Source organism: Nonomuraea sp. NPDC050556, assembly GCF_044457355.1.
GTDB lineage: Bacteria > Actinomycetota > Actinomycetes > Streptosporangiales > Streptosporangiaceae > Nonomuraea.
In genome coordinates this window covers 560,152-581,033 of sequence record NZ_JBITGU010000003.1, presented here as the reverse complement: position 1 = coordinate 581,033, position 20,882 = coordinate 560,152, and the positions used below count along the sequence as shown (strand labels likewise).

Annotated in this window: 24 protein-coding genes; 13 read left to right on the top strand and 11 right to left on the bottom strand. The window is 71.1% G+C overall.

Annotated elements, in window-relative coordinates; genetic code table 11:
- Window positions 1–9 precede the first annotated feature (9 nt).
- The 11 genes from ACIBG8_RS31845 (at window position 10) to ACIBG8_RS31795 (ending at window position 8,185) form a co-directional block, all read left to right on the top strand.
- On the top strand, window positions 10–1,128 hold the full coding sequence (locus ACIBG8_RS31845; protein ID WP_397346729.1) for a sensor histidine kinase: 1,119 nt from the start codon (window positions 10–12) through the stop codon (window positions 1,126–1,128).
- Window positions 1,125–2,189 carry a sensor histidine kinase gene (locus ACIBG8_RS31840; protein WP_397346728.1) on the top strand — a complete coding sequence of 355 codons (1,065 nt, stop codon included), beginning with the start codon at window positions 1,125–1,127 and terminating at the stop codon, window positions 2,187–2,189. Before ACIBG8_RS31845 ends, ACIBG8_RS31840 begins: the two co-directional genes overlap by 4 nt.
- Complete coding sequence (locus tag ACIBG8_RS31835) at window positions 2,186–2,782, top strand: response regulator (RefSeq protein WP_397346727.1); 597 nt, start codon at window positions 2,186–2,188, stop codon at window positions 2,780–2,782. Before ACIBG8_RS31840 ends, ACIBG8_RS31835 begins: the two co-directional genes overlap by 4 nt.
- Before the next feature lie 33 nt (window positions 2,783–2,815).
- Entirely contained in the window at window positions 2,816–3,607 is a 792-nt protein-coding gene (locus ACIBG8_RS31830) for a patatin-like phospholipase family protein (RefSeq protein ID WP_397346726.1), read from the top strand.
- Window positions 3,608–3,646: 39 nt separating this feature from the next.
- Window positions 3,647–4,354: a class I SAM-dependent methyltransferase gene (locus ACIBG8_RS31825; protein ID WP_397346725.1), complete on the top strand. Its 708-nt coding sequence runs from the start codon at window positions 3,647–3,649 to the stop codon at window positions 4,352–4,354.
- A 71-nt stretch (window positions 4,355–4,425) separates the two neighbouring features.
- Window positions 4,426–5,322 carry an ABC transporter ATP-binding protein gene (locus tag ACIBG8_RS31820; protein WP_397346723.1) on the top strand — a complete coding sequence of 299 codons (897 nt, stop codon included), beginning with the start codon at window positions 4,426–4,428 and terminating at the stop codon, window positions 5,320–5,322.
- Window positions 5,322–6,110, top strand: coding sequence for an ABC transporter permease (locus ACIBG8_RS31815; RefSeq protein ID WP_397346721.1), 789 nt, complete (start codon window positions 5,322–5,324; stop codon window positions 6,108–6,110). The genes ACIBG8_RS31820 and ACIBG8_RS31815 overlap by 1 nt, the downstream gene beginning before the upstream one ends.
- Before the next feature lie 96 nt (window positions 6,111–6,206).
- Entirely contained in the window at window positions 6,207–6,995 is a 789-nt protein-coding gene (locus ACIBG8_RS31810; RefSeq protein ID WP_397346720.1) for an alpha/beta hydrolase family protein, read from the top strand.
- A gap of 44 nt (window positions 6,996–7,039) precedes the next feature.
- On the top strand, window positions 7,040–7,378 hold the full coding sequence (locus ACIBG8_RS31805; RefSeq protein ID WP_397346719.1) for an ArsR/SmtB family transcription factor: 339 nt from the start codon (window positions 7,040–7,042) through the stop codon (window positions 7,376–7,378).
- A complete protein-coding gene (locus ACIBG8_RS31800; RefSeq protein ID WP_397346718.1) occupies window positions 7,375–7,836 on the top strand; it encodes an SRPBCC domain-containing protein in 462 nt (153 codons plus the stop codon). Before ACIBG8_RS31805 ends, ACIBG8_RS31800 begins: the two co-directional genes overlap by 4 nt.
- Window positions 7,829–8,185 (top strand): VOC family protein, encoded by a 357-nt coding sequence (locus ACIBG8_RS31795; RefSeq protein ID WP_397346717.1) that lies wholly within the window; start codon window positions 7,829–7,831, stop codon window positions 8,183–8,185. Before ACIBG8_RS31800 ends, ACIBG8_RS31795 begins: the two co-directional genes overlap by 8 nt.
- Here ACIBG8_RS31795 and ACIBG8_RS31790 read toward each other — a convergent pair.
- The 4 genes from ACIBG8_RS31790 to ACIBG8_RS31775 form a co-directional block, all read right to left on the bottom strand.
- Entirely contained in the window at window positions 8,171–9,511 is a 1,341-nt protein-coding gene (locus ACIBG8_RS31790) for a serine hydrolase domain-containing protein (protein ID WP_397346716.1), read from the bottom strand. The genes ACIBG8_RS31795 and ACIBG8_RS31790 overlap by 15 nt on opposite strands.
- Window positions 9,512–9,617: 106 nt before the next feature.
- Window positions 9,618–9,899 carry a hypothetical protein gene (locus ACIBG8_RS31785; RefSeq protein WP_397346715.1) on the bottom strand — a complete coding sequence of 94 codons (282 nt, stop codon included), beginning with the start codon at window positions 9,897–9,899 and terminating at the stop codon, window positions 9,618–9,620.
- Between the two features lie 74 nt (window positions 9,900–9,973).
- Window positions 9,974–11,203: a class I SAM-dependent RNA methyltransferase gene (locus tag ACIBG8_RS31780; RefSeq protein WP_397347811.1), complete on the bottom strand. Its 1,230-nt coding sequence runs from the start codon at window positions 11,201–11,203 to the stop codon at window positions 9,974–9,976.
- A gap of 16 nt (window positions 11,204–11,219) precedes the next feature.
- Window positions 11,220–13,229: an APC family permease gene (locus ACIBG8_RS31775; RefSeq protein ID WP_397346714.1), complete on the bottom strand. Its 2,010-nt coding sequence runs from the start codon at window positions 13,227–13,229 to the stop codon at window positions 11,220–11,222.
- Window positions 13,230–13,319: 90 nt separating this feature from the next.
- On the opposite strand from ACIBG8_RS31775, the gene ACIBG8_RS31770 reads away from it, so the two are divergent.
- Both ACIBG8_RS31770 and ACIBG8_RS31765 read left to right on the top strand, forming a co-directional pair.
- Entirely contained in the window at window positions 13,320–13,985 is a 666-nt protein-coding gene (locus ACIBG8_RS31770; protein ID WP_397346713.1) for a potassium channel family protein, read from the top strand.
- Window positions 13,985–14,644, top strand: coding sequence for a potassium channel family protein (locus ACIBG8_RS31765; protein ID WP_397346712.1), 660 nt, complete (start codon window positions 13,985–13,987; stop codon window positions 14,642–14,644). The genes ACIBG8_RS31770 and ACIBG8_RS31765 overlap by 1 nt, the downstream gene beginning before the upstream one ends.
- Here the strand turns inward: ACIBG8_RS31765 and ACIBG8_RS31760 are convergent, their stop codons facing one another.
- The 7 genes from ACIBG8_RS31760 to ACIBG8_RS31730 form a co-directional block, all read right to left on the bottom strand.
- Entirely contained in the window at window positions 14,645–15,922 is a 1,278-nt protein-coding gene (locus ACIBG8_RS31760; RefSeq protein ID WP_397346711.1) for a serine/threonine-protein kinase, read from the bottom strand. It lies immediately after the preceding gene.
- Window positions 15,923–15,939: 17 nt separating this feature from the next.
- Window positions 15,940–17,427, bottom strand: coding sequence for a serine/threonine-protein kinase (locus ACIBG8_RS31755; RefSeq protein WP_397346710.1), 1,488 nt, complete (start codon window positions 17,425–17,427; stop codon window positions 15,940–15,942).
- A 264-nt stretch (window positions 17,428–17,691) separates the two neighbouring features.
- Window positions 17,692–18,360 carry a DUF3159 domain-containing protein gene (locus ACIBG8_RS31750; RefSeq protein WP_397346709.1) on the bottom strand — a complete coding sequence of 223 codons (669 nt, stop codon included), beginning with the start codon at window positions 18,358–18,360 and terminating at the stop codon, window positions 17,692–17,694.
- A gap of 15 nt (window positions 18,361–18,375) precedes the next feature.
- Window positions 18,376–18,765 (bottom strand): OB-fold nucleic acid binding domain-containing protein, encoded by a 390-nt coding sequence (locus ACIBG8_RS31745; protein ID WP_397346708.1) that lies wholly within the window; start codon window positions 18,763–18,765, stop codon window positions 18,376–18,378.
- Between the two features lie 27 nt (window positions 18,766–18,792).
- Window positions 18,793–19,437, bottom strand: coding sequence for a DUF3710 domain-containing protein (locus tag ACIBG8_RS31740; protein WP_397346707.1), 645 nt, complete (start codon window positions 19,435–19,437; stop codon window positions 18,793–18,795).
- A 24-nt stretch (window positions 19,438–19,461) separates the two neighbouring features.
- Window positions 19,462–19,899 (bottom strand): dUTP diphosphatase, encoded by a 438-nt coding sequence (gene dut / locus ACIBG8_RS31735; RefSeq protein WP_397346706.1) that lies wholly within the window; start codon window positions 19,897–19,899, stop codon window positions 19,462–19,464.
- 86 nt (window positions 19,900–19,985) lie between these two features.
- Window positions 19,986–20,540, bottom strand: coding sequence for a PaaI family thioesterase (locus ACIBG8_RS31730; protein ID WP_397346703.1), 555 nt, complete (start codon window positions 20,538–20,540; stop codon window positions 19,986–19,988).
- Window positions 20,541–20,882: the final 342 nt, after the last annotated feature.

Below are 20,882 nucleotides of genomic sequence, written 5' to 3'. Positions count from 1 at the left end.
GGAGGACGAGTGGCGACCCGTCCGGAGACGGCGCGCAAGATCCTCGTCCACTGGATGGACGGCGTGATCGCGTTCGTCGCCTTCTTCTTCACCGTCGCGGTGGTCACCGCCGCGCGTGAGGACCAGATCACGATCCCCGTCGCGCTCGTCGTCTGGGTCTCGCTGATGGGCGTGTGCGGGCTGTTCCTGCTGATCCTGCGCACCGCCTTCGAGGACCGGCCGCGTCCTGTCGTGTACCTCGTGGTCTCCGGCCTGCTCGCCGTCCTCGCGACGGCCCTCATCGTGCCGGACTCCCCCGCCGGATCGTGGGAGATGGCGCTGGGCATCTGGCTGTCCGGACTGGCCCTGTGCGTGCGGGCCCGGATCACCGCCCTGTGGTTCGTGGCCGTCACCGCCGCCTCCACGGTCTACATCAGCGCGATCTCCGACCTCCCGTGGCAGGTGACCCTGGCCGTCCAGGGTGTCAGCAACGCCGTCATCGCGGCGTCGATGATGCTCTGGCTCTGGCTCTGGCGCACGATCAAGGAGGCGCACCACAGCCGCGACGCCAAGGCCAGGCTGGCGGTGTCGGAGGAGCGGCTGCGGTTCGCCCGCGACCTGCACGACCTGCTCGGCCACAGCCTCTCGGTGATCACCCTGAAGAGCGAGCTGGCCGCCAAGCTCGCGGAAAGGGACGCAGGGCGGGCGGCGGAGGAGATCGCGCAGGTCCGGACGCTGGCCGCGGACGCGCGCCTGGAGGTCGACGCGGCCGTGCAGGGGTACCGGCAGCTCGACCTCGACGCCGAGCTGGCCGGGGTGCGCGCGGCGCTGGAGGCGGCGGGGGCGACGTGCGTGGTCGAGGCGAGCGCCGCCGACCTGTCGCCCGCTGCCCGCGCGCTGCTGGCGTGGGTGGTCCGCGAGGGGGCGACCAACGTCCTCAAGCACAGTACGGCGAAGCGGTGCGTGATCACGTTACGCGAGGGCGTGCTGGAGATGCGCAACGACGGCCTGCCCGCCTGGCCGTCAGCCGACGACTCCGGCACCGGGCTGCGCGGCCTCTCGGAACGGCTGGCCGCGGCTGGCGGTTCGCTGTCGGCGGCGCCGACGGACGCCGGTGAGTTCGTGCTGCGAGCGGCGGTGTCCGGATGAGGAAGGCCACGAGGCTGGACAAGGTCCGCTGGCTGATGGTGTACACGACCGACGTCATCTTCCTGACGGTCGGCTTCGGTTTCGTCGTCCTGGTGGCCATGGCGGAGCAGCAGGTCATGCCGCTGCCGGTGCTCTACGCCCAGGGCGTGCTGCTGGTCGTTCTGTACGCGCTGTCGACCAGGCCGTTCCGCATCGCCGTGCGCGGCGGGCCCAGGCCCACCAAGCTGCTGATCGCCTCCGGCGTGATCACGTTGCTCCTGCTGGGGTCGTTCGTGTTCTTCGCGGTCCCGGTGTGGCTGGCGATGCTGGCGCCCTTCGTGCGCAGGCGCACCATCGTGATCCTCTCGGCCGTGCTGGTGGTGCTCCTGTCGGCCGGGTCCGCCCTCGGCGGGGTCGAGGCGCTGGCCGTGGTCGCCCTCAGCATGACGTTCCTGACCACGGTCATGGTCGGCGGCGTGCTGGCCAACCTGTGGCTGTGGCGCATCGCGGCGGAGGCGCACGAGGGGCAGGAGGCCACGGCGCTCCTGGCCGTCGCCGAGGAGCGGCTGCGGTTCGCCCGCGACCTCAACGACCTGGTCGGCAGGGGGCTGGCCGACATCACCACCCGTTCAGGCGAGGCCGAGGACCTGCTCGCCACCGACCCGGCGCTGGCGGCGCGGGAGATGTTCGAGGTGCGCGACCTGGCCAGGAGCTCGCTGCGTCAGGTGCGTACGGCGGTGCAGGGCTACCGCGCGCTCGACCTGGACGAGGTGCTGGCCAGCGTGCGTGCCGTACTCGAGGCGGCGGACGTGCGGTGCGCGGTCGACGCGGACACCTCGGAGCTGCCGCCAGAGACGCGCACGCAGCTCGCCTCCCTGGTCCGCGCTGGCGCGACGAACATCCTCATGCACAGCAAGGCGCAACACTGCACGATCACGATCAGGAATGGGGTCCTGGAGATGTCCAACGACGGGGCGGGGAGCCAGGTCGACGACGGGCTGGCCACGCGGGTGACGGTCGCTGGCGGTTCGCTGACGGCCGACGGCGGCAGGTTCCTGCTGCGCGTGGCGGTGCCCTCATGACGCGCGTGTTGCTGGCCGACGACGAGCACCTGATCAGGGGCGCGCTGGCCGCGCTGCTCAACCTGGAGGAGGGCATCGAGGTCGTCGCCCAGGTGGGCAGGGGCGACGAGGTGGTGGCCGCGGTGGCGGAGCACCGGCCGGACGTCGCGGTGCTGGACATCGAGATGCCCGGCATGGACGGCCTGTCGGCGGCCGAGCTGATCAGCTCGCAATGCAAGATCGTCATCCTGACGAGCCTGGGACGCCCCGGCTACCTGCGGCGGGCCATGGCGGCGGGGGTGAGCGGGTTCCTCGGCAAGGACGCCTCGGCCGAGGAGCTGGCGATGGCGATACGCAAGGTTCAGGCGGGCGGGCGCTACCTGGACGCGGAGCTGGCGGCGGCCGCGATGGCGGCCGGGGACAGCCCGCTGACCGACCGGGAGCGGGACGCGTTGCGCCTGGCCAGCGACGGGGCGTCGATCACCAGGATCGCGGGCGAGCTGCACCTGACGGAGGGGACGGTGCGCAACTACCTGTCCAGCGCGATGACGAAGCTCAACGCGCAGAACCGGCTGGAGGCGATCCGCACGGCCCAGCGGATGGGCTGGCTTTGACCTCAAGCGCCCTTGAGGTTGCACGATGAGGCCATGACTTCTTACGACAGGGGCCTGGTCCTGGGGCCGGGCGGTGTGGTGGGTACGGCGTGGCTGGCCGGGCTGGCGCAGGGGTTGCGTTCGTCGGGGGTCGATCTGGGGGCCGCCGACCTGATCGTGGGCACCTCGGCCGGGGCGATCGTCGGCGCGATGCTGGCCGGTGGCGAGGACCTTTCCCGGCTCTCGACGGCGCGGCCGTCGTCTTCTTCTTCCGGGCCTTCGCGGATCGAGGAGGTCTTCGCCGTGCTGGCCGGTGGGGCGCCGGACGCGTTGCGCCAGGTGGGCGCGATCGCGCTGGCCACCTCTGCGGGGCCGGAGGAGGGGCACCTCTCGCGCATCGGCCGGCTGGTGACGGCGCGCGCGTGGCCGTCCACCGCGCTGCTGATCCCGGCGATCGACACCGCGACCGGAGAGCCTGTGGTGTGGGACGCCGCTTCAGGGGCGCCGCTGCTCGCCGCCGTCGCGTCCAGCTGCGCCGTACCCGGGGTGTTCCCGCCGATCACGGTCAACGGGTCCCGGTACATGGACGGGGCGTTCCGCGCAGGTTCCAACGCCGACCTGGCCGCCGACGCGCGGTCCGTGGTGCTGGTCGAGCCGCTGGCGCACCTGTTCCCGAGCGCGCCGCCCGCCGAGGGCGTCGTGGCCGTGGCTCCGGACGCGGGCTCGCTGGCGGCCTTCGGCGCCGACCTGCACGACGCGGCGGCCTGGGCGCCGTCCTACCAGGCAGGGGTACGGCAGGCGGCGGCGGAGCGCGACCGCATCGCAACCCGGTGGAGATTCGCGTGACGCTTCACCCATACTGCTGGGGTGTTTTCTGACGATGAAATGGCAGAGCTGTATGACGTCCAGAATCCTTGGGATCCTGCCCGATACCGCTCCGACGCCTTTTACACCGACCTGGTGATGGCCGCGGGAACCGTCCTTGACGTGGGGTGCGGGACGGGCTCGATGTTGCATCACGCCCGCTCCGCCGGGCACGCCGGGCGGCTTGTCGGGGTGGATCCAGATGTGCCGTCGTTGCGGCGGGCCCGCGCACGTGCGGACATCGAGTGGGTCGAAGGGACTGCGGCGGACCTCGCGTGGAAGGGCGAGTTCGACCTGGCGACCATGGCCAGCAACGCCTTCCAGTGCTTCGTCTCCGACGACGACCTGCGCGCCTCGCTCACCGCGATCCACGCGGCGTTGCGCGACGGCGGGGTGTTCGCCTTCGAGACCCGGCACCCGCAGGCCCACGCCTGGGAGGACTGGAACCCGTCCAACGCCTCCGACGTGGTCAGCGGTGGCCGCACATTGAGGGTCTGGCACGAGGTGGAGTCGGTCATGGACGGCGTGGTGACGTTCACCGAGACGACCGGGGAGCAGGACGGCACGGTCCTGCACGTCGGCCGGACGAGCCTGCGCTTCCTCGACGTGCCGGAGCTGAACACGTTCCTGGAGGAGGCGGGGTTCACGATCCAGGCCCAGTACGGCGACTTCCAGCACGGCCCCCTCACCCCGGCCAGCCGATCCATCGTCACCCTCGCCCGCCGGTGATGACTCCTGTCATGTCAGCTCGGTGATTACGGCGACTACAGCGGCGCTCGCCGTCCAGCCAAGCTCGACACATGGATGCGACGATCGAAGTAAGCGGCCTCACCAAGGCCTTCGGTAGGACGCGGGCGGTCAACGGGCTCACCTTCCAGGTGCGGCCCGGCGTCGTCACCGGGTTCCTCGGCCCCAACGGCGCGGGCAAATCCACCACGATGCGCCTCATCATGGGCCTCGACCGGCCCACCAGCGGCCACGCCACCATCGGCGGCCGCCGCTACCGCGAGCTCTCCAAGCCGTTGAAGCAGGTGGGCGCGCTCCTCGACGCCCGAGCGGCGCACAGCGGGCGCACCGCCTACCACCACCTGCTCGCTCTCGCCCAGAGCAACGGGATCCCACGTCAGCGGGTGGACACTGTCCTCGAGATGACCGGCCTGACCCCGGTGGCGGGCAGGCGGGTGCTCACGTTCTCGCTCGGCATGAACCAGCGGCTGGGCATCGCAGCCGCGCTGCTCGGCGATCCCCGGGTGCTGCTGTTCGACGAGCCGGTCAACGGGCTCGACCCCGAGGGCATCCAGTGGATCCGCACGATGCTGCGCGGCCTGGCCGCCGAGGGCAGGACGGTGCTGGTGTCCAGCCACCTGATGAGCGAGATGGCGAGCACCGCCGACCACGTCGTGGTGATCGCGCGCGGCGAGCTGGTGGCCGACTGCCCGACGCGGGAGCTGATCGAGTCGAGCTCGCAGGGATATGTCCGGGTGCGCGCCAAGGACCTGGACAAGGTCGCCGCGCTCCTCACGCAGGCGGGGGCGCGGGTGGAGACGGGCGCGGAGGATCTTCGGGTCACCGGGCTGGAGATGGAGCGGATCGCGGACCTGGCGGCCGAGCACGGGCTGCCGTTGTACGAGCTGTCACCCCAGCACGCCTCGCTGGAGACGGCGTTCATGGAGCTCACGGAAGGCAAGGGCCTGTGATGGGTGGGATTCTGCTGGCGGAGTGGACCAAGACCAGGTCGGTCCGCTCGACGTACTGGACCGTGATCACCGCGGTCGTCGTGACCATCGGGCTGAGCGCGATGCTCGTGGGCCTGGTGGTGGCCGCCGCGGGGGCGGCGAGCGCCACGGAGCGGACCATGATGCTCTCCCAGGTGGAGGCCGTGTCCTTCTCGACGTCCGGGCTGACGTTCGGCTCGATCGCGGTCGTCGTGTTCGGGGTGCTCATGATCACTTCTGAGTACGGCACGGGCCAGATCCGCAGCACGATCGCCGCCGTGCCCAACCGCTCGCTGCTGATCGCCGCCAAGGCGGGGTCGGTCGGGCTGGTGTCGCTGGCCGTGGGTGTGGTCGGCAGCTTCGCGTCGTTCTTCGTCGGGCAGGCGCTGCTGGCCGGGGAGGGCCTGCAGACGACGATCGGCGCGCCGGGCGTGTTCTGGGCGGTGGCGCGCGGGGCGCTGATGGTGGCGCTGCTCGGGCTGCTGGCGCTGGCGGTGGGTGCGCTGCTGCGCTCCAGCGCCGGGGCGATCACCATCATGATCGCGCTGCTGTTCGTGCCCGCCATCCTGGCCGCTTTCGTGCCCGCGTGGGTGCGCGATCACGTGATCGCCTACCTGCCGACGTCGGCGGCGTCCGTGATGGTCTACCCGGCGGACGCGGCGCCGACCACGGAGGTGCTCTCCCCCACGCAGGCCACGCTGGTGCTGGCCGGTTGGGTGGTGGCGCTTCTGGTGGCGGCCGCCGTGGTCACGGAACGCCGGGATGTGTGATCCCCGGCAGTAGCCGGTCGAGGCCACGCGTGCCTTGCCGCCGCAGGTGGAGGGGTACAGGGTCAGGGTGGGACACCGGACAACCGAGGAGCGTTCATGAGCGCAGTCACCGGAACGGCAGCGGGCGTGCCGTACATCGCCTTCCCTCCGATCACCGCGCGCCAGGACGCCCCCGTCGTCGTCGCCTGGCACCTGCTCGACCCGCCACGCACCGAGACGGCCTTCGCCGCCGCCGTGCCGCTGGACGGGCTCGACGCCTGGCGCATCTACCTGGGCCTGCCGATGAGCGGCTCGCGCCTGCCCGAGGGCGGGTTCGCGGAGCTCGTACGGCTGGCCGGCGAGGACGCGGTGCTCAACCTGCACGGGCCGGTCGTGCTCGGCGCCGCCGAGGAGTTCGCGGCCGCGTGGCCGGTGTTGCGCGAGCGGCTCGGGCTGGGCGACGGGCCGCTCGGCGTGATGGGCGGTTCGATGGGGTCGGCGGTGGCGCAGTTCGTGGTGGCGGAGGGCGGCTTCCAGGTGGCGGCTGCCGTGCTCATCAGCCCGGTCGTGGACCTCCGCGCGGTCGTCACGGCGCTGAGCAAACGCTACGAGATGACCTACACCTGGAGCCCGGAGTCCGACCGGCTGGCCGAGCGGCTCGACTTCACCGCCCGCTCCCTCGGCGACACGGCGCTGCTGTACGTGGTGGGCGAGGAGGACGACGCGGCCGGATTCCACGAGCCCCCGGCGCGGGTGCCCGGCGCGCGGGTGGAGACGGTGGCGGGCATGGAGCACGCGCTGGCCGACGAGCCCGGCATGGAGCCCGCTCCGCAGTCACCGCACGCCGCCGCCGTCGACCGGCTGGCGGTCGACTGGTTCTCCCGGCACCTCGTCGCGAACACTTAAGCGAACACTTTACTTTTAGCCTCCAAACCCGGATAGTTAAGCGCATGCCTAACCAACTCGAGGACGTCGACCTCCTGCTGCACGCGCTCGCCGACCCCACGCGCAGGCGGATGGTCGAGCGGCTCGGCCAGGGCCCGGCCAGCGTCACCGAGTTGGCCGCGCCCCTGGCGATGTCCCTGCCCGCCGTCCTCCAGCACCTCCAGGTCCTGACGGACAGCGGCGTCGTCGCGACGGAGAAGGCCGGGCGGGTGCGCACCTGCCGCCTCGAACCCGGCAGGCTCGACGTCGTCCAGGACTGGATCGCCGCCAGGCGCCACACCTGGGAGCGCCGCCTCGACCGGCTCGGCGCTGCCCTGTCCGAGGAAGAGGAGGAAACGACATGACCGATCGTTCTGTAGCGCACGGCTCGTTCACCATCGAGCGCACCTTCGCCCAGCCGCCGGAGAAGGTGTTCGCCGCCTGGGCCGCCGAGCCCGCCAAGGCCGTCTGGTTCGGGGCCGACGACGAGTTCCTCACCGTCACCGGCGCGTACACGCTCGACTTCCGCATCGGCGGCCGCGAGCACCTCGACGGCACCCTCCCGGGCGGCGCGAAGTTCACCTATGACGCGATTTATCAGGACATCGTGGATGGGCACCGCATCGTCGTCTCCTACGACGTGGGTATCGGCGGGCGGCGCATCTCGGTGTCGCTCATGACGGTCGAGCTCACCCCGGCCGCCGAGGGGACCAGGCTCGTGCTGACCGAGCAGGGCGCCTTCCTCGACGGCCTCGACACCAACGCCGAGCGCGAGAAGGGCGCGCGCGACAGCCTGGACAAGCTGGAGGCGTTCCTTGTCTGACGCCATCAGGCTGACCTCGGTCGCGATCAACTGCCCGGACGCGAGCGCGCTGGCCGCCTTCTACGCGGACATCACGGCCGGTACGGTCACCGTCGACGGCGAGCACTGGGCGACGGTCGAGGGGCCCGGCGGGCGCATCGACTTCCAGACCGTGCCCGGCCACACGCCGCCCACCTGGCCGGGGACGGCCCACATGCACCTCGACTTCCTGGTCGACGACCTGGCGGCGACCGAGGCGCGGGTGCTGGCCGCCGGGGCGACGAAATACGCCTTCCAGCCCAACGACGACCACTGCCTCGTCTTCGCCGACCCGGCGGGCCACCCGTTCTGCCTGTCAACGTGGAGTTAGTACCGCCGCACGCCCGCCCAGGTGCAGGAAGGCGATCCGGCCCTTCTCGTCGCGCAGGAACCGGCCGACCGGCCGGGAGGGATCGGCGGTGGGCACCAGGAAGTCTCCCGAGAAGGACAGCCGCATCACCGGCAGCCCCTCCACTCCGGCCAGCACCAGGTCGGGCCGCAGCTCCGGCGTCGCCACCAGCTCGGAGCCGTCCAGCGTGACGTGGACGAGCCACTGCCCGGCGTCGTAGGTGCCCGCGTACTCCTCGGCGACCGTCTCCCCGCTCAGCACAGGGGCCTGGGTGGAGGACACGGCGCCGAGCAGGTGCTCCAGGCACCAGGCGGTCACCAGGTCGAGCAGCCGCCGCCCGGGGGCCGCGTTCGTCAGCGCGGTGACCGCGAAGCCGTGCTCGGGCGCCATCACGAACGACGAGAGCTGCAGGTTGCCGACGTTGCCGCCGTGGGTCACCAGCCGCACCCCGGCCCGCTCCTCGATCAGCCACGGCAGCCCGATCGCCCGCCACGGCACCCCGACGGCGACCCGGTCGCGCTGCATCAGCGCCCGCGTGTCCGCGCCCAGCGGAGCCGTACCCTCGGACTCGCCGGAAAGGTGGAAGGCGGCGTAGCGGAGCTGGTCGGCGACCGACGACAGCAGGCCGCCCTCGGCCATGCCCTCGCGGAACAGGCCCCAGGTGTGCGACACGTGCGCGCCGTCCTCGCGGACGACGTGCCCGACCGCGTGCGGCCTGGTCGCCGCCTCCCAGGGGAAGTAGAAGCTGTCGGCCATCCCGATCGGTTCCAGCACGTGCTTCCTGGCCGCTTCCTCGTACGGCAGGCCGGTCACGACCTCGGCGATCCTGCCGAGCAGCCGGAACCCGGCGTTGCTGTAGGAGGCCACCGCGCCGGGCGGGAAGAGCTGCGGCAGCGTGCCGTACCCCTGGATGGAGGCGCCCAGCGCGCCGGTGTCCCAGGTCTCGCCGTCGTCGATGTCGCCGAGGAAGCCGCCGGTGTGGGTGAGCAGGTGCTCGACGGTCACCGCGTCGGCGGCCGCCTCGTCGGACAGCCGGAAGCCGCGCAGGTAGTCGCGCACCCGGCCGTCCAGCCGGATCTCGCCCTGCTCGACCAGGTGCATGATCAGGGTGGCCGTCACCGTCTTGGTGGTGGAGCCGATCTGGAACAGCGTGTCCCCGGTGACGGGCGCGGGGGCGTCCACGCTGGTCACGCCGGTCGTGAGGACGTGTCGGCGGCCGTCGTTGAGGACGCCTACGGCGGCCCCGGGGACGCCGAGCGCCTGCGCCTCGGTGTCGATCAGCTTCTGCAGGTCGGTGAGATCAGCCATGCGCCCATCGTGGGCGAGCCACCGCCCTGACGCTTCGGCCGAGCGCACCAAAATCCCGCCCTCGCCTAGAACACCTAACCAAAAGACCTCTGACGAGGGGGGTTCTTCAGTCCGTGGGGCAGAGCACGGACTCGGCTGCCTTCCTTATCGCGTCGTCGATCGGCCTGGGGTCCTTGACGCTCAACGTGGCCGAGACGACGAACTGGCGGCTGCCGTCCGGCGAGACGAACGTGATGGCCAGGAAACCAGGTGCTTGTCCCGCGTAGGCCCGGTACCCCCCGCACAACTCCCCCGGCTGACCGATGGAGCGGTAGAAGGCGCTGAGGTCGTCCGCGGTGGAAATGACGCCACCCGCCGCACCGCCGTAGCTGGCGTTCTGCCGGTCCACGCAGGGCTCAGCAGGAGCGCCGCGGCCGTCACGATCGCTGTCATCGTCATGATCCGTTTGTAGGATCACGGGTGCTACACCGGCATAAGGAGGGCGACGCACTCCACGTGGTGCGTCTGCGGGAAGCAGTCGAAGGCCCGCAGGTCGGACAGACCGTAGCCGTGCTCGGCGAACCACGCCAGGTCCCTGGCCAGAGTGGCAGGGTCGCACGACACGTAGACGATCCGCGTAGCCTCCAGCCCGCTGACCCGCTCCACCACCTCGCGGCCCAGGCCGGAGCGCGGCGGGTCGACCACGACGAGGTCGGCGCGCTCGATCTGGAAGCGGTCCAGCGCGTCCTCCACCCGCCCGCGCTCCACCCGCGCCTGCGGCAGGTCGCGCAGGTTGCGCTGCGCGTCGCGTACGGCGGGCCCCTCGGTCTCCACGCCGAACACCGCGCCTGAGGGCCCCACGCCCTCGGCGAGCCCGGCGGCGAACAGCCCCACCCCGCAGTAGAGGTCGAGCGCCCACTCCCCCGGCTCCGGCGCCGCGTAGGCCAGCACCGCGTCGAGCAACGTCTCCGCCGCACCCGGGTGCACCTGCCAGAAGCCGCTGCCCGCCACCTGGAACTCGCGGTCGCCGACACGCTCGTGCAGCATCCCCGACCCGTAACGGGCCTCGGTGCGGCCCTTGCCCTGGTTGACCAGGATCGAGGCGGGTTCGTCGAGGTCCGGGACGGTCACCGTACGGCGAGGCCTGGGCGAGACGACGACGGCGTGGTCGCCACCGGAGGACGCGATGACCTCCACGGCAGCGGCCCCGCGCCACGACTGCGCCTCGGCACCGACCGCCTCCACCTCGGGGTGGGCGATCAGGCAGGCGTCGACGGGCTGGATGTCGTGCGAGCGGTGGCGGCGGAAGCCCAGCTCACCGGAGGGCGTGGCGGCGAACTGGACGCGGGTGCGCCAGCCGAGCCCGTCCTTGGCGCCGGGCACCTCCTCGACCACGACCTCGCGCAGGATCCCGGCGAGGCGCGAGAGCTGCTCGGCCACGACCTCGGCCTTGAGCGCGCGCTGCGCCTCCAGGGAGGCGTGCTGCCAGTCGCAGCCGCCGCACATGCCAGGCCCGGCGTAGGGGCAGGGCGGCACCACGCGGTCCGGCGACGGGGTGATGATCTCCACGGCGTCGGCGCGCAGGAAGCGCGTGGTCTCCTCGGTGATCTCCACGCGGACGCGCTCGCCCGGCAACGCGTGCCGTACGAAGACGACTCGTCCCTCGTGGCGGGCCACGCACCAGCCGCCGTTCGCCACAGGCCCTACGGTCAGTTCCACATCGACCACCCTACGCGTCACCCGTGGGGCGTCGGACCGAGCCCGGCGCGAACGGCTCGCGCCGGCCCTTGAGCCGGTCGGAGGAGTGGAGCTGCCACGGCACGCTGGTGACCATGACGCCCGGCTTGAACAGCAGGCGCGCCTTGAGCCGCAGCGCGCTCTGGTTGTGCAGCAGGTGCTCCCACCAGTGGCCGACCACGTACTCGGGGATGAAGACCGTCACGACGTCGCGCGGCGAGCGTTTGCGCAGGTTCTTGACGTAGTCGAGGATCGGCTGGGTGATCTCGCGGTAGGGCGAGTCGAGCATCTTGAGCGGCACCGGGATGCCCCTGCGCTCCCACTCCTCCTGCAGCTTCTGCGCCTCCTCGCCCTCGACGCCGACCGTGATCGCCTCCAGCGTGGAGGGGCGGGTGGCGCGGGCGTAGGCCAGGGCGCGCAGCGTGGGCTTGTGGATCTTGGAGACGAGCACGATGGCGTGGTTGCGCGCCGGGAGCATCGTCTCGTCGAGCTCCTCGGTGACCTCCAGCTCGGCCGCCACGTTGTCGTAGTGCTTCCTGATGCCCTTCATCATGAGGAACAGGATCGGCATCGCGATGCAGACGATCCACGCGCCGACCATGAACTTGGTGAGCAGCACGACCACGAGCACGACGGCGGTCATCACGCCGCCGAAGAAGTTGATGACCCGCGAGCGCATCATCTGGAAGCGCACCTTGGGGTCGGTCTCGGTCTTCAGGTGGCGGGTCCAGTGGATGACCATGCCGGTCTGGCTGAGGGTGAAGGAGACGAAGACGCCGACGATGTAGAGGTTCAGCAGGCGGCTGACGTCGGCCTGGAACCCCCACAGCAGCAGGCACGCCCCGGCGGCCAGGATGATGATGCCGTTGGAGAAGGCCAGGCGGTCGCCGCGGGTGTGGAGCTGGCGCGGCAGGTAGCGGTCCTGGGCCAGGATCGAGCCGAGCACGGGGAAGCCGTTGAAGGCGGTGTTGGCGGCCAGGAACAGGATGAGCGCGGTGACCGCGGAGATCCAGATGAACGGCAGCGACCCGTTGCCGAACACCGCGTCGGCGACCTGGGAGATGATCGGCTGCTGGTAGTAGGCGTCTCCGACGGGAACGCCGTTCCTGAGCAGCCCCTCGGCCACGTGCTCCGGCTCGGCGACCTTTACCCCGGACACCAGGCCCAGCGCGATGATGCCGCCGAACATCGTGACCGCGACCAGGCCCATCATGAGCAGCGTGGTGGCGGCGTTCTTGCTCTTCGGCTTCTTGAACGCGGGCACGCCGTTGCTGATCGCCTCGACACCGGTCAGCGCCGCACAGCCCGAGGAGAACGCGCGCAGGATCAGGAAGGCCGCCGCGAAGGAGGTCAGGTTGCTCTGCTCGGGGACGATGTCGAGATCGGCCGTGGGCGCGACGAGGTCGTCGCCCATGACCAGCCTGAGCCCGCCCCACGCGACCAGCCCGAGCACCGAGATCATGAAGGCATAGGTGGGTACGGCGAAGGCCACGCCTGACTCGCGGATGCCGCGCAGGTTCACCACCGTCAGCAGCACCACGATGGCGATCGCCACGGCGGGCTTGTGCTGCGCCACGAAGGGGATCGTCGCCCCCACGTAGTCGACGCCGTTGGCCACCGACACCGCGACGGTGAGCACGTAGTCGACCATGAGCGCGCTCGCCACCGTGAGGCCCGCGTTCTTGCCGAGGTTGACGGTGGCGACCTCGTAGTCGCCGCCGCCGCTCGGGTAGGCGTGGACGTTCTGCCGGTAGGAGGCCACGACGGTGAGCATCACGAGCACGACCGCGCAGGCGATCCACGGGCTGTAGTGGTAGAACGACACGCCCGCGATCGACAGGATGACCAGAATCTCCTGCGGGGCGTACGCGACCGATGACAGCGCGTCACTCGCGAAGACGGGCAGGGCGATCCGCTTGGGCAGGAGCTGCTCATGCAGCTGACCGCTGCGGAGGGCTCGGCCAACCAGGACCCGTTTGAAGAGATCCGTCATCTTCGGCACGTCTGGAGATGCTAGTCCTGATCCGCGGCCCCGCCGACGCGGCACTCCCTATGCGGGCCATACTGGTGAAGAGCAACCGGTGGGGAGCATATGCATATCGTGATCATGGGATGTGGGCGCGTGGGATCGACCCTGGCGCACATTCTCGAGGACAACGGCCATTCCGTGGCGATCATCGATCGCGACCCACAGGCTTTCCGCAGGCTGCGCGCGGGCTTCCGCGGGCGCCGCGTGACCGGCGTGGGTTTCGACCGCGACGTATTGCAGGAAGCCGGCATCGAGACGGCCGGCGCCTATGTAGCGGTCAGCAGCGGCGACAACTCCAACATCATCTCGGCCAGGGTCGCGCGCGAGACGTTCGGCGTCGACAACGTCGTGGCCCGCATCTACGACTCCCGGCGCGCCGAGGTCTACCAGCGCCTGGGCATCCCGACCGTGGCCACCGTACGGTGGACGGCCGACCAGATCCTGCGGCGCATCCTGCCCGAGGGGGCCGAGCCGCTGTGGCGCGACCCGACGGGCACCGTGGTGCTGGCCGAGGTCGCGACCAACCCGGCCTGGGTCGGCACGAAGGTCACCGACCTGGAGGAGGCGGCCGGCGTGCGCGTCGCCTACGTCAACCGCATGGGCGAGGCCCTGGTCACCAAGAACGACACCGTGGTGCAGGAGGGCGACATCCTGCACGTAATCGCCGCGGAGAACGACATGGACCGCGTCAACAAGGTGTTCACCGCCGCACCCGAGGAGAGCCACTGATGCGGATCGCCATCGCAGGCGCGGGGGCCGTCGGCCGGTCCATCGCGGCGGAGCTCCTGGAGAACGGCCACGAGGTCCTGCTCATCGACATCGACCCCAAGGCCATCAAGATCGACACGGTGCCGCGCGCCGAGTGGCTGCTCGCCGACGCGTGCGAGATCTCCTCGCTGGACGAGGCGGGCCTGAACAACTGCCACGTCGTGGTCGCCGCCTCCGGCGACGACAAGGTCAACCTCGTGGTGTCGTTGCTGGCCAAGACCGAGTACGGCGTGCCGCGCGTGGTGGCGCGCATCAACCACCCGTCGAACGAGTGGCTGTTCAACGAGTCGTGGGGCGTCGACGTGGCCGTGTCCACGCCGCGCCTGCTCAGCGCGCTGGTCGAGGAGGCCGTCTCGGTCGGCGACCTGGTGCGGCTGATGACGTTCCGTCAGGGGCAGGCGAACCTGGTGGAGCTCACGCTGCCGGAGGACGCGCCCGTGGTCGGGCAGCGCGCCGGGTCCGTGCCGTGGCCGAGCGACTCGGCGCTGGTGGCGATCCTGCGCGAGGGACGGGTCCTGGTGCCGACCGCCGACGATCCGCTGGAGGCCGGGGACGAGCTGCTGTTCGTGGCCAGCCAGGAGGTCGAGGACGAGCTGGCACAGCTCCTCGCACCACACTGATCACCTTCGCGTCGTCGCCCACAGGGCCCAGAGCGCGGTCAGCACCCATGCGGCCGCGCTCACCTGCGTCAGAAACCCCTCCATGCGTACGGCGACGCCCGCGTCCGCCCAGGAGGCGCTGACGACGGCGAATCCCGCTCCCGCCCCGGTGGCGGCTGCTGACGCGGGTTTGGAGCCCGGCCAGGTGCGCGCCGCCACCGCCACAGCCCAGACCAGCAACAACCCGTGCACGACAGCCTTGCCCATGCCAGGAGGAACCGCATAGGCGGCGACGGCCAGGCAGACCAGGACCGCTAGGGCCACTAGAGGCCTTGGAGCACGCCTTGCCTCAGGCCGGTCCTGTGGCCTTCCCTCGGATCCTTCCTTGGGCCTTTCCTCCGCGGGCGGTTCTGCCCGCCGTACAAGAGCTGCCAAAGCGGCCGAGCCCGTACGGCTGCGCCCGCTGTCGTCGGCGCTCCCGGCCGCGGCGGCCCACTCCAGCGCGTCCCTGGCCTCCTCGTGCCCCAGCCGCTCGGCCGGGTCCTTGGCCATCAACCCCGCGATCACCTCACGCAGCAGGTCGGCGCGTCGCGTCGGGCGCGGCTCGGCCATCAGGATGGCGCCCATCACCGCCACCGGCGTCGGCCCCTGGTACGGCGAGGCCCCCTCCACCGCCGTGTACAGCGTCGCACCGAGCGACCACAGATCAGACCCCGCGGTGGCGCGCCGTCCTTCGAGCCGCTCGGGCGCCATGAACGCGGGCGACCCCATGAGCATCCCGGTGCTGGTGATCGAGGCGGAGTTGTCCACGTGCGCGATGCCGAAGTCGCTCAGCACCACCCCGCCGTCCTCCAGCAGCAACACGTTGCCCGGTTTGACGTCCCTGTGCGTGATGCCCGCCTCGTGCGCGGTGCGCAGCGCGTCGAGCACCTTCAGCCCGATCCCGGCGACCTCCCCCTCGGGCAGCGACCCGGCCCGCTTGAGCCGCTCGTCCAGCGACACCGCGGCCAGCAGCTCCATGACGATCCAGGGGCGGCCGTCGTCCATCACGACGTCGTGGATGGTGATCACCGAGGGGTGGTGGAGCCGCGCCGCCGCCCTGGCCTCCCGGAGCACGCGCTGGTAGGCGCGCTCGCGCTCCTCACCGTCGACCCAGGTGGGGAGCGCGACCTCCTTGAGCGCCACGGCACGTTCCAGGACGAGGTCACGGGCGCTCCAGACCGTCCCCATCCCGCCACGGCCGAGCTCGGCGGCCAGAGCGTACCGGCCGCCGACCAACCGTTCGGGGAGATCAGTCATCGTCCCATGATTGCGCGCTATTCGGCCTGCCTGCCACTTCGCAGGGTGATCCGGGCGATGGCCAGGCCTGCCCAGCAGGCGTAGAGGACCCAGGCGACGCCCCTGAGACCCGGCTGGCCGCCGGACAGCGCGGTGTCGGCCAGGAGCAGGCCGGACACCGCCAGCAGGATCGCCGCGGGCCTGGAACGTTGCCAGGTGCTGAGCGCGACCATCAGCAGCCATACGCACAGCGCGCCGTAAGCGATCCGCCACAGGCCGGGGACCTCGATCCGCAACGGCCACACGGCTGCCGCGGCCGCCAGCGCCACGACGGACGAGAACGCGTAGACCCACTCGAAACGCTCGAAGACCGGGTCGAGGATCGAGCCGAGCATGAAGGTGACGGCGAGCACGGAGCCGAGGAGGACCACCAGGAGGGCCTGGAAGGCGGTGGGGGCGACGACGTATTGGCGGGAGATGTCGAACAGAGGGGTCGGGAACGCCCTCATGCTGACCGCCTCCCACCCCGCCAGCGCGACCGCCAGCGCGCCGCTGAGCCCGAGCACGACCACCGCACCCCGCTGGACCGGCTGCGGAACAGGCAAGGCCCGCGTCCCGCCCCCTTCAGAACCGCCCTCTGTGAGACCGCCCTCCTTGGGACCGCCCGCTTCAGGAGCGTCCTCTGCGGCCCCGCCGTTGTGCGTGGCGTCCTGGGGTACGGCGTGCACGCTCTTGAGGGCGGTTGCCGCGTCCGCGTGGGTCATCCGTACGGCAGCGTCCTTTTCCAGGAGCCCCTCGATGACCGGCCGGAGCAGGTCGGCCTTGGTCATCGGCTCCTGTGGCTGGGTCAGCACGGCGGCGAGCACCGCCATCGGGGTCGAGCGGTGGAACGGCTGCCGCCCCTCCACGGCCGAGTACAGCGTCGCCCCCAACGACCACAGATCGGCCGCGGCGCCCGCCTTGACGCCCTGGATGCGTTCCGGCGCCATGAACCCCGGCGATCCCACCAGCATCCCCGACGCGGTCAGCTGGCTGTCGCCCTCGATCTGCGCGATCCCGAAGTCCGTCAGCACGACCCCGCCGTCGTCGAGCAGCATCACGTTGGCCGGTTTGATGTCGCGGTGCATGATCCCGGCCGCGTGCGCGACCCGCAGCGCGTCGAGCACCTGTAGCCCGATCCGAGCCGCCTCCCGCTCGGGCAGCGGTCCCGAGCTCCTGATCCGCTCCTCCAGCGACACGGCGGGGAGCAGCTCCATGGCGATCCAGGGATGTCCGTCCTCGGTGACGACGTCGTAGACGGTGACGACGGACGGATGGCGCAGCCGCGCGGCGGCCCTGGCCTCGCGGAGCACCCGGGCGAAGGTCTGCTCGCGGTCCTCGGGGGTGACCCACTGCGGGAGGAGGACTTCCTTCAGCGCGACGGGCCGGTCGAGGAGCTCGTCGTGCGCCCGCCAGACAGCGCCCATGCCGCCCCGGCCCAGCTCACCGGCCAGCCGATACCGTCCCCCGACGAGCCTGCCCTCCACAGCGGGAACACTACCGGTATTTCCCCACCCCCCAGAAGATCGTTACCCAACTGGGTCGTCAACACGGCGGGAGGCGTCGCCGCTGGAGTGCCATGATGGACGGCCGCCAAGCCACGTCGGCGGGTGGCCATCTCCCGGCTTGCCGTACTCCCCAAAAAGGAGCGCAACCCGCAACGACGGCCCACCACCGCCCTGCCCCTGAAGAAGCGCAACCCACGGCGGCGGGTCACGTCGCCAGGAGACAGCGGGCCGTCCGAGGAGTGGTCAGGCGGTCGTGGGAGCGATCGGGGTGCGGCCGCGGCCGAGCAGCCAGAGCATCGCCGCGATCGCCGCGAGCTGCAACGGCCACCCCATCGCGATCTTCGCGAACCCCAGCGCCGCCACAGCCGCGTCCCCACCGAAGAACAGGTACACCGGCAACTGCACCGCCACCCGCACCACGCACGGCAGCAGAAGCAACCACGTCAGCTTCGTGCACAACCGCACCACGCCCGGGTCCTTGTGCCAGGCCGTGGGATCCCCCGTCACCGAGCCGATCATGAACCCCACCACCGGCCACCTGACCACGATGGAGAACAACATCGCCACCGAGTAACCGGCGTTCCACAGGATCCCCGGCAGGAAGTACGCCTTGGCATCCCCTGTACGGCTGGCGAAGAACGCCCCGATGGCGATGCCGATGAGGCTGTTGATGACGAACTGCGGCGTGGACCGCTGGACCAGCCGCACCACCAGCAGCAGCACCGCCAGCGAGATGCTGATGATCAGCGAGAGCTTCAGCTGCTCGGAGGAGATCCACGCCAGCGTGAACGCGATCGTCGGAACAGCGGCCTCGACGATGCCGCGCCCCCCGCCCAGCGCCTTGGCCAGCTGTGCCCGCACCGCCGCCTCCACGGTGTCGTGGGTCACGGTCTCCTCCGCCTCAGCACTCACCTGGGTCACTCCCTGTCAGGCGCCGGGGCGCAGCTCGTAGCGCGGGTTGAACATGACCTTGCGGCCGTCCTGGATGCTGACCAGACCTTCGGCCTTGACGTTGCGACCCGGCTCGATGCCCGCGATCCTGCGTCGGCCGAGCCAGACGAGGTCGATGACGTCCGACCCGTCGTAGAGCTCGGCCTCCAGGGCCGGGGCGCCGCCGCGCGGACGCAGGGTCACCGTACGTAGCGTACCGGCCACGCAGAAGCGGCGCCTGCCACCGCACGACACGATGGGCGTGGCTCCGCTCCTGCTGGAGTCTTCAAGCAGCTCTTCGGCCTCCAGCTCGGACTGGGGTGTGGCCAGCCTGCTGAAGAATCCGCGCAATCCCCGGCGTTTGTGGGGCTCTGCCGTACTCGTCATGATGAATCAGCTTATGCGATGCAGCCGTCAGCGAGTTTCGCTGATTTCGGGGCCCCGTTTGAAGGGGTTGAGCGTCTCCTGCTCGTCGGTCTGAGCGGGATTGTCGGACGGTTTCCTGAGCGGGATGGACTCCTCGCGCGCCATCGGGTCGTCGCCGCGGACCACGACCACGTCGCGGATGACGTCCTCCAGCCGGGCGGCGACCTTCTCGTCCATGGCCGCCCTGCCGCTGATGACCGCGCGCAGGAACCAGCGCGGGCCGTCGACGCCGATGTAGCGCACCCGCTCCAGGCTGCCCTCGGAGTTGACCTGCCCGGCCAGCTCGGGGCCGAACGGGCCGTCCTGCTGCTCCAGCGAGCCGCCCGCCTCCTTGACCGCGGCGGAGATCTTCGTGCGCGCCTCGTCCCACAGGCCCGAGGTCTTGGGCGCCGCGAAGGCGTGCAGTTGCAGCGCGCTCTCCTCGTGCAGGACGATCGCGCCGACCGGCTGGTCGCCGACCATGGCCAGGCGGATGTCGAGGTCGTCGGCCGAGGGCAGGCGCAGGCCGCCCAGGTCGATCCGGTCGCTCTCGGGATGCGGCTCCGCCGAATCCCATGGACCGCTCTCGCGCATCTCGGCCGGTGCCACGCTCTCCGCGGCCTCAGACTGTTCGCGACGGCGACGTCGGAACACGTTACTCACACTCCTTGACGTTTTTCATCGGCCGGTGGATCCATGCCCGCCGGTGCCGCGTGCCGAACCGGGAAGCTGCTCTACCTCGCAGAACGCGACCTTCTCCACCCGCTGGACGACCAGCTGGGCGATCCGGTCGCCGCGGCTCAGCCGTACGGCGTCCTTGGCGTCGGTGTTGAGCAGGATCACCATGATCTCGCCCCGGTAGCCCGCGTCGATCGTGCCCGGCGCGTTGACGACGGTGACACCGTGCTTGGCGGCCAGGCCGGAGCGCGGGTGCACGAAGGCGGCGAACCCGTCGGGCAGCGCGATGGCCACACCCGTACGGACGACCTTGCGCTCCCCGGGGAGCAGCTCGACGTCCTCAGCCGTGTGCAGGTCCGCTCCCGCGTCGCCCGGGTGGGCGTACGACGGGGGCGGCAGCTCGGCGTCGAGCCGCTGGAGCAGCACTTCAGTGCCCATCAGTCACTCACCACTCCTCATTCGCCGCGCGGAAGGCTGCTTCGCGACGCCTTCCACTCCGCTCACTGCGTCGGGTTCGCTCCAGCTCACGGGTTCACCTCGTAGTCGTGGTGCTCTGCTGCGATGGCCTGGGCGTCGCCGTGCGTGGCGAAGTGCTCCATCCTCACCTCGATGAAGAGCGCCGCCGCGCGGACGGCGACCGGGCCGTCGGGGGCGCCGAGACGCCCCTCAGCCTCAAGGTACGCCTTCCTGCCCGAGATCCCGTTGCACCAGGCGCGCAGGTGGAGTGTCGTGCCCACAGGGACGGGCATCAGGTAGTCGGTCTCGAGCCTGCCGGTGACATAGGGCTTGCGGAACAGCCAGATGGACATGCCGATGACCTCGTCCATGGCCGCTGCCAGCACGCCGCCGTGCGCCAGACCCGGGGCGCCCTGGTGCGCCTCGCCCACGGTGAACTCCGCCTCGACCGTCACGCCGTCGGGTGTCCTCGCGTCGAGGTGCAGGCCGGTGGGGTGGTCGTCACCGCAGCCGAAGCAGCGGCTGTAGTGGGAGCCGAGCTTGGAGCCGGGCGGGGGCGCGTGGAGGTGCGCCTCAGGCTTGTCCGCGCCGGGCGGCGGGGTCGTCACGGTGGAACGGGTCACGGGTGACGAGGTTACTCCTTGTCCTGCGCGGATACGCCGCAGGCGGCCCAGCCGACGATCTGGTACGGCAGGCACACCCCGACAGACACCCCAAACCCTCCACGAACGACTCCCTCCACCGACGGCAGCAGGACGAGCGGGACTCACGGGCCACAAAGGCGAACAGCCACCCGACGCGACATGGGCAGGCGCGGACGCGACATGGGCAGGCGCGGGCGCGGTGTGGGCGCGGCGCGGGCGCGGTGTGGGCGCGGTGTGGGCGCGGTGTGGGCGCGGTGTGGGCGCGGTGTGGGCGCGGTGTGGGCGCGGTGTGGGCGCGGTGTGGGCGCGGTGTGGGCGCGG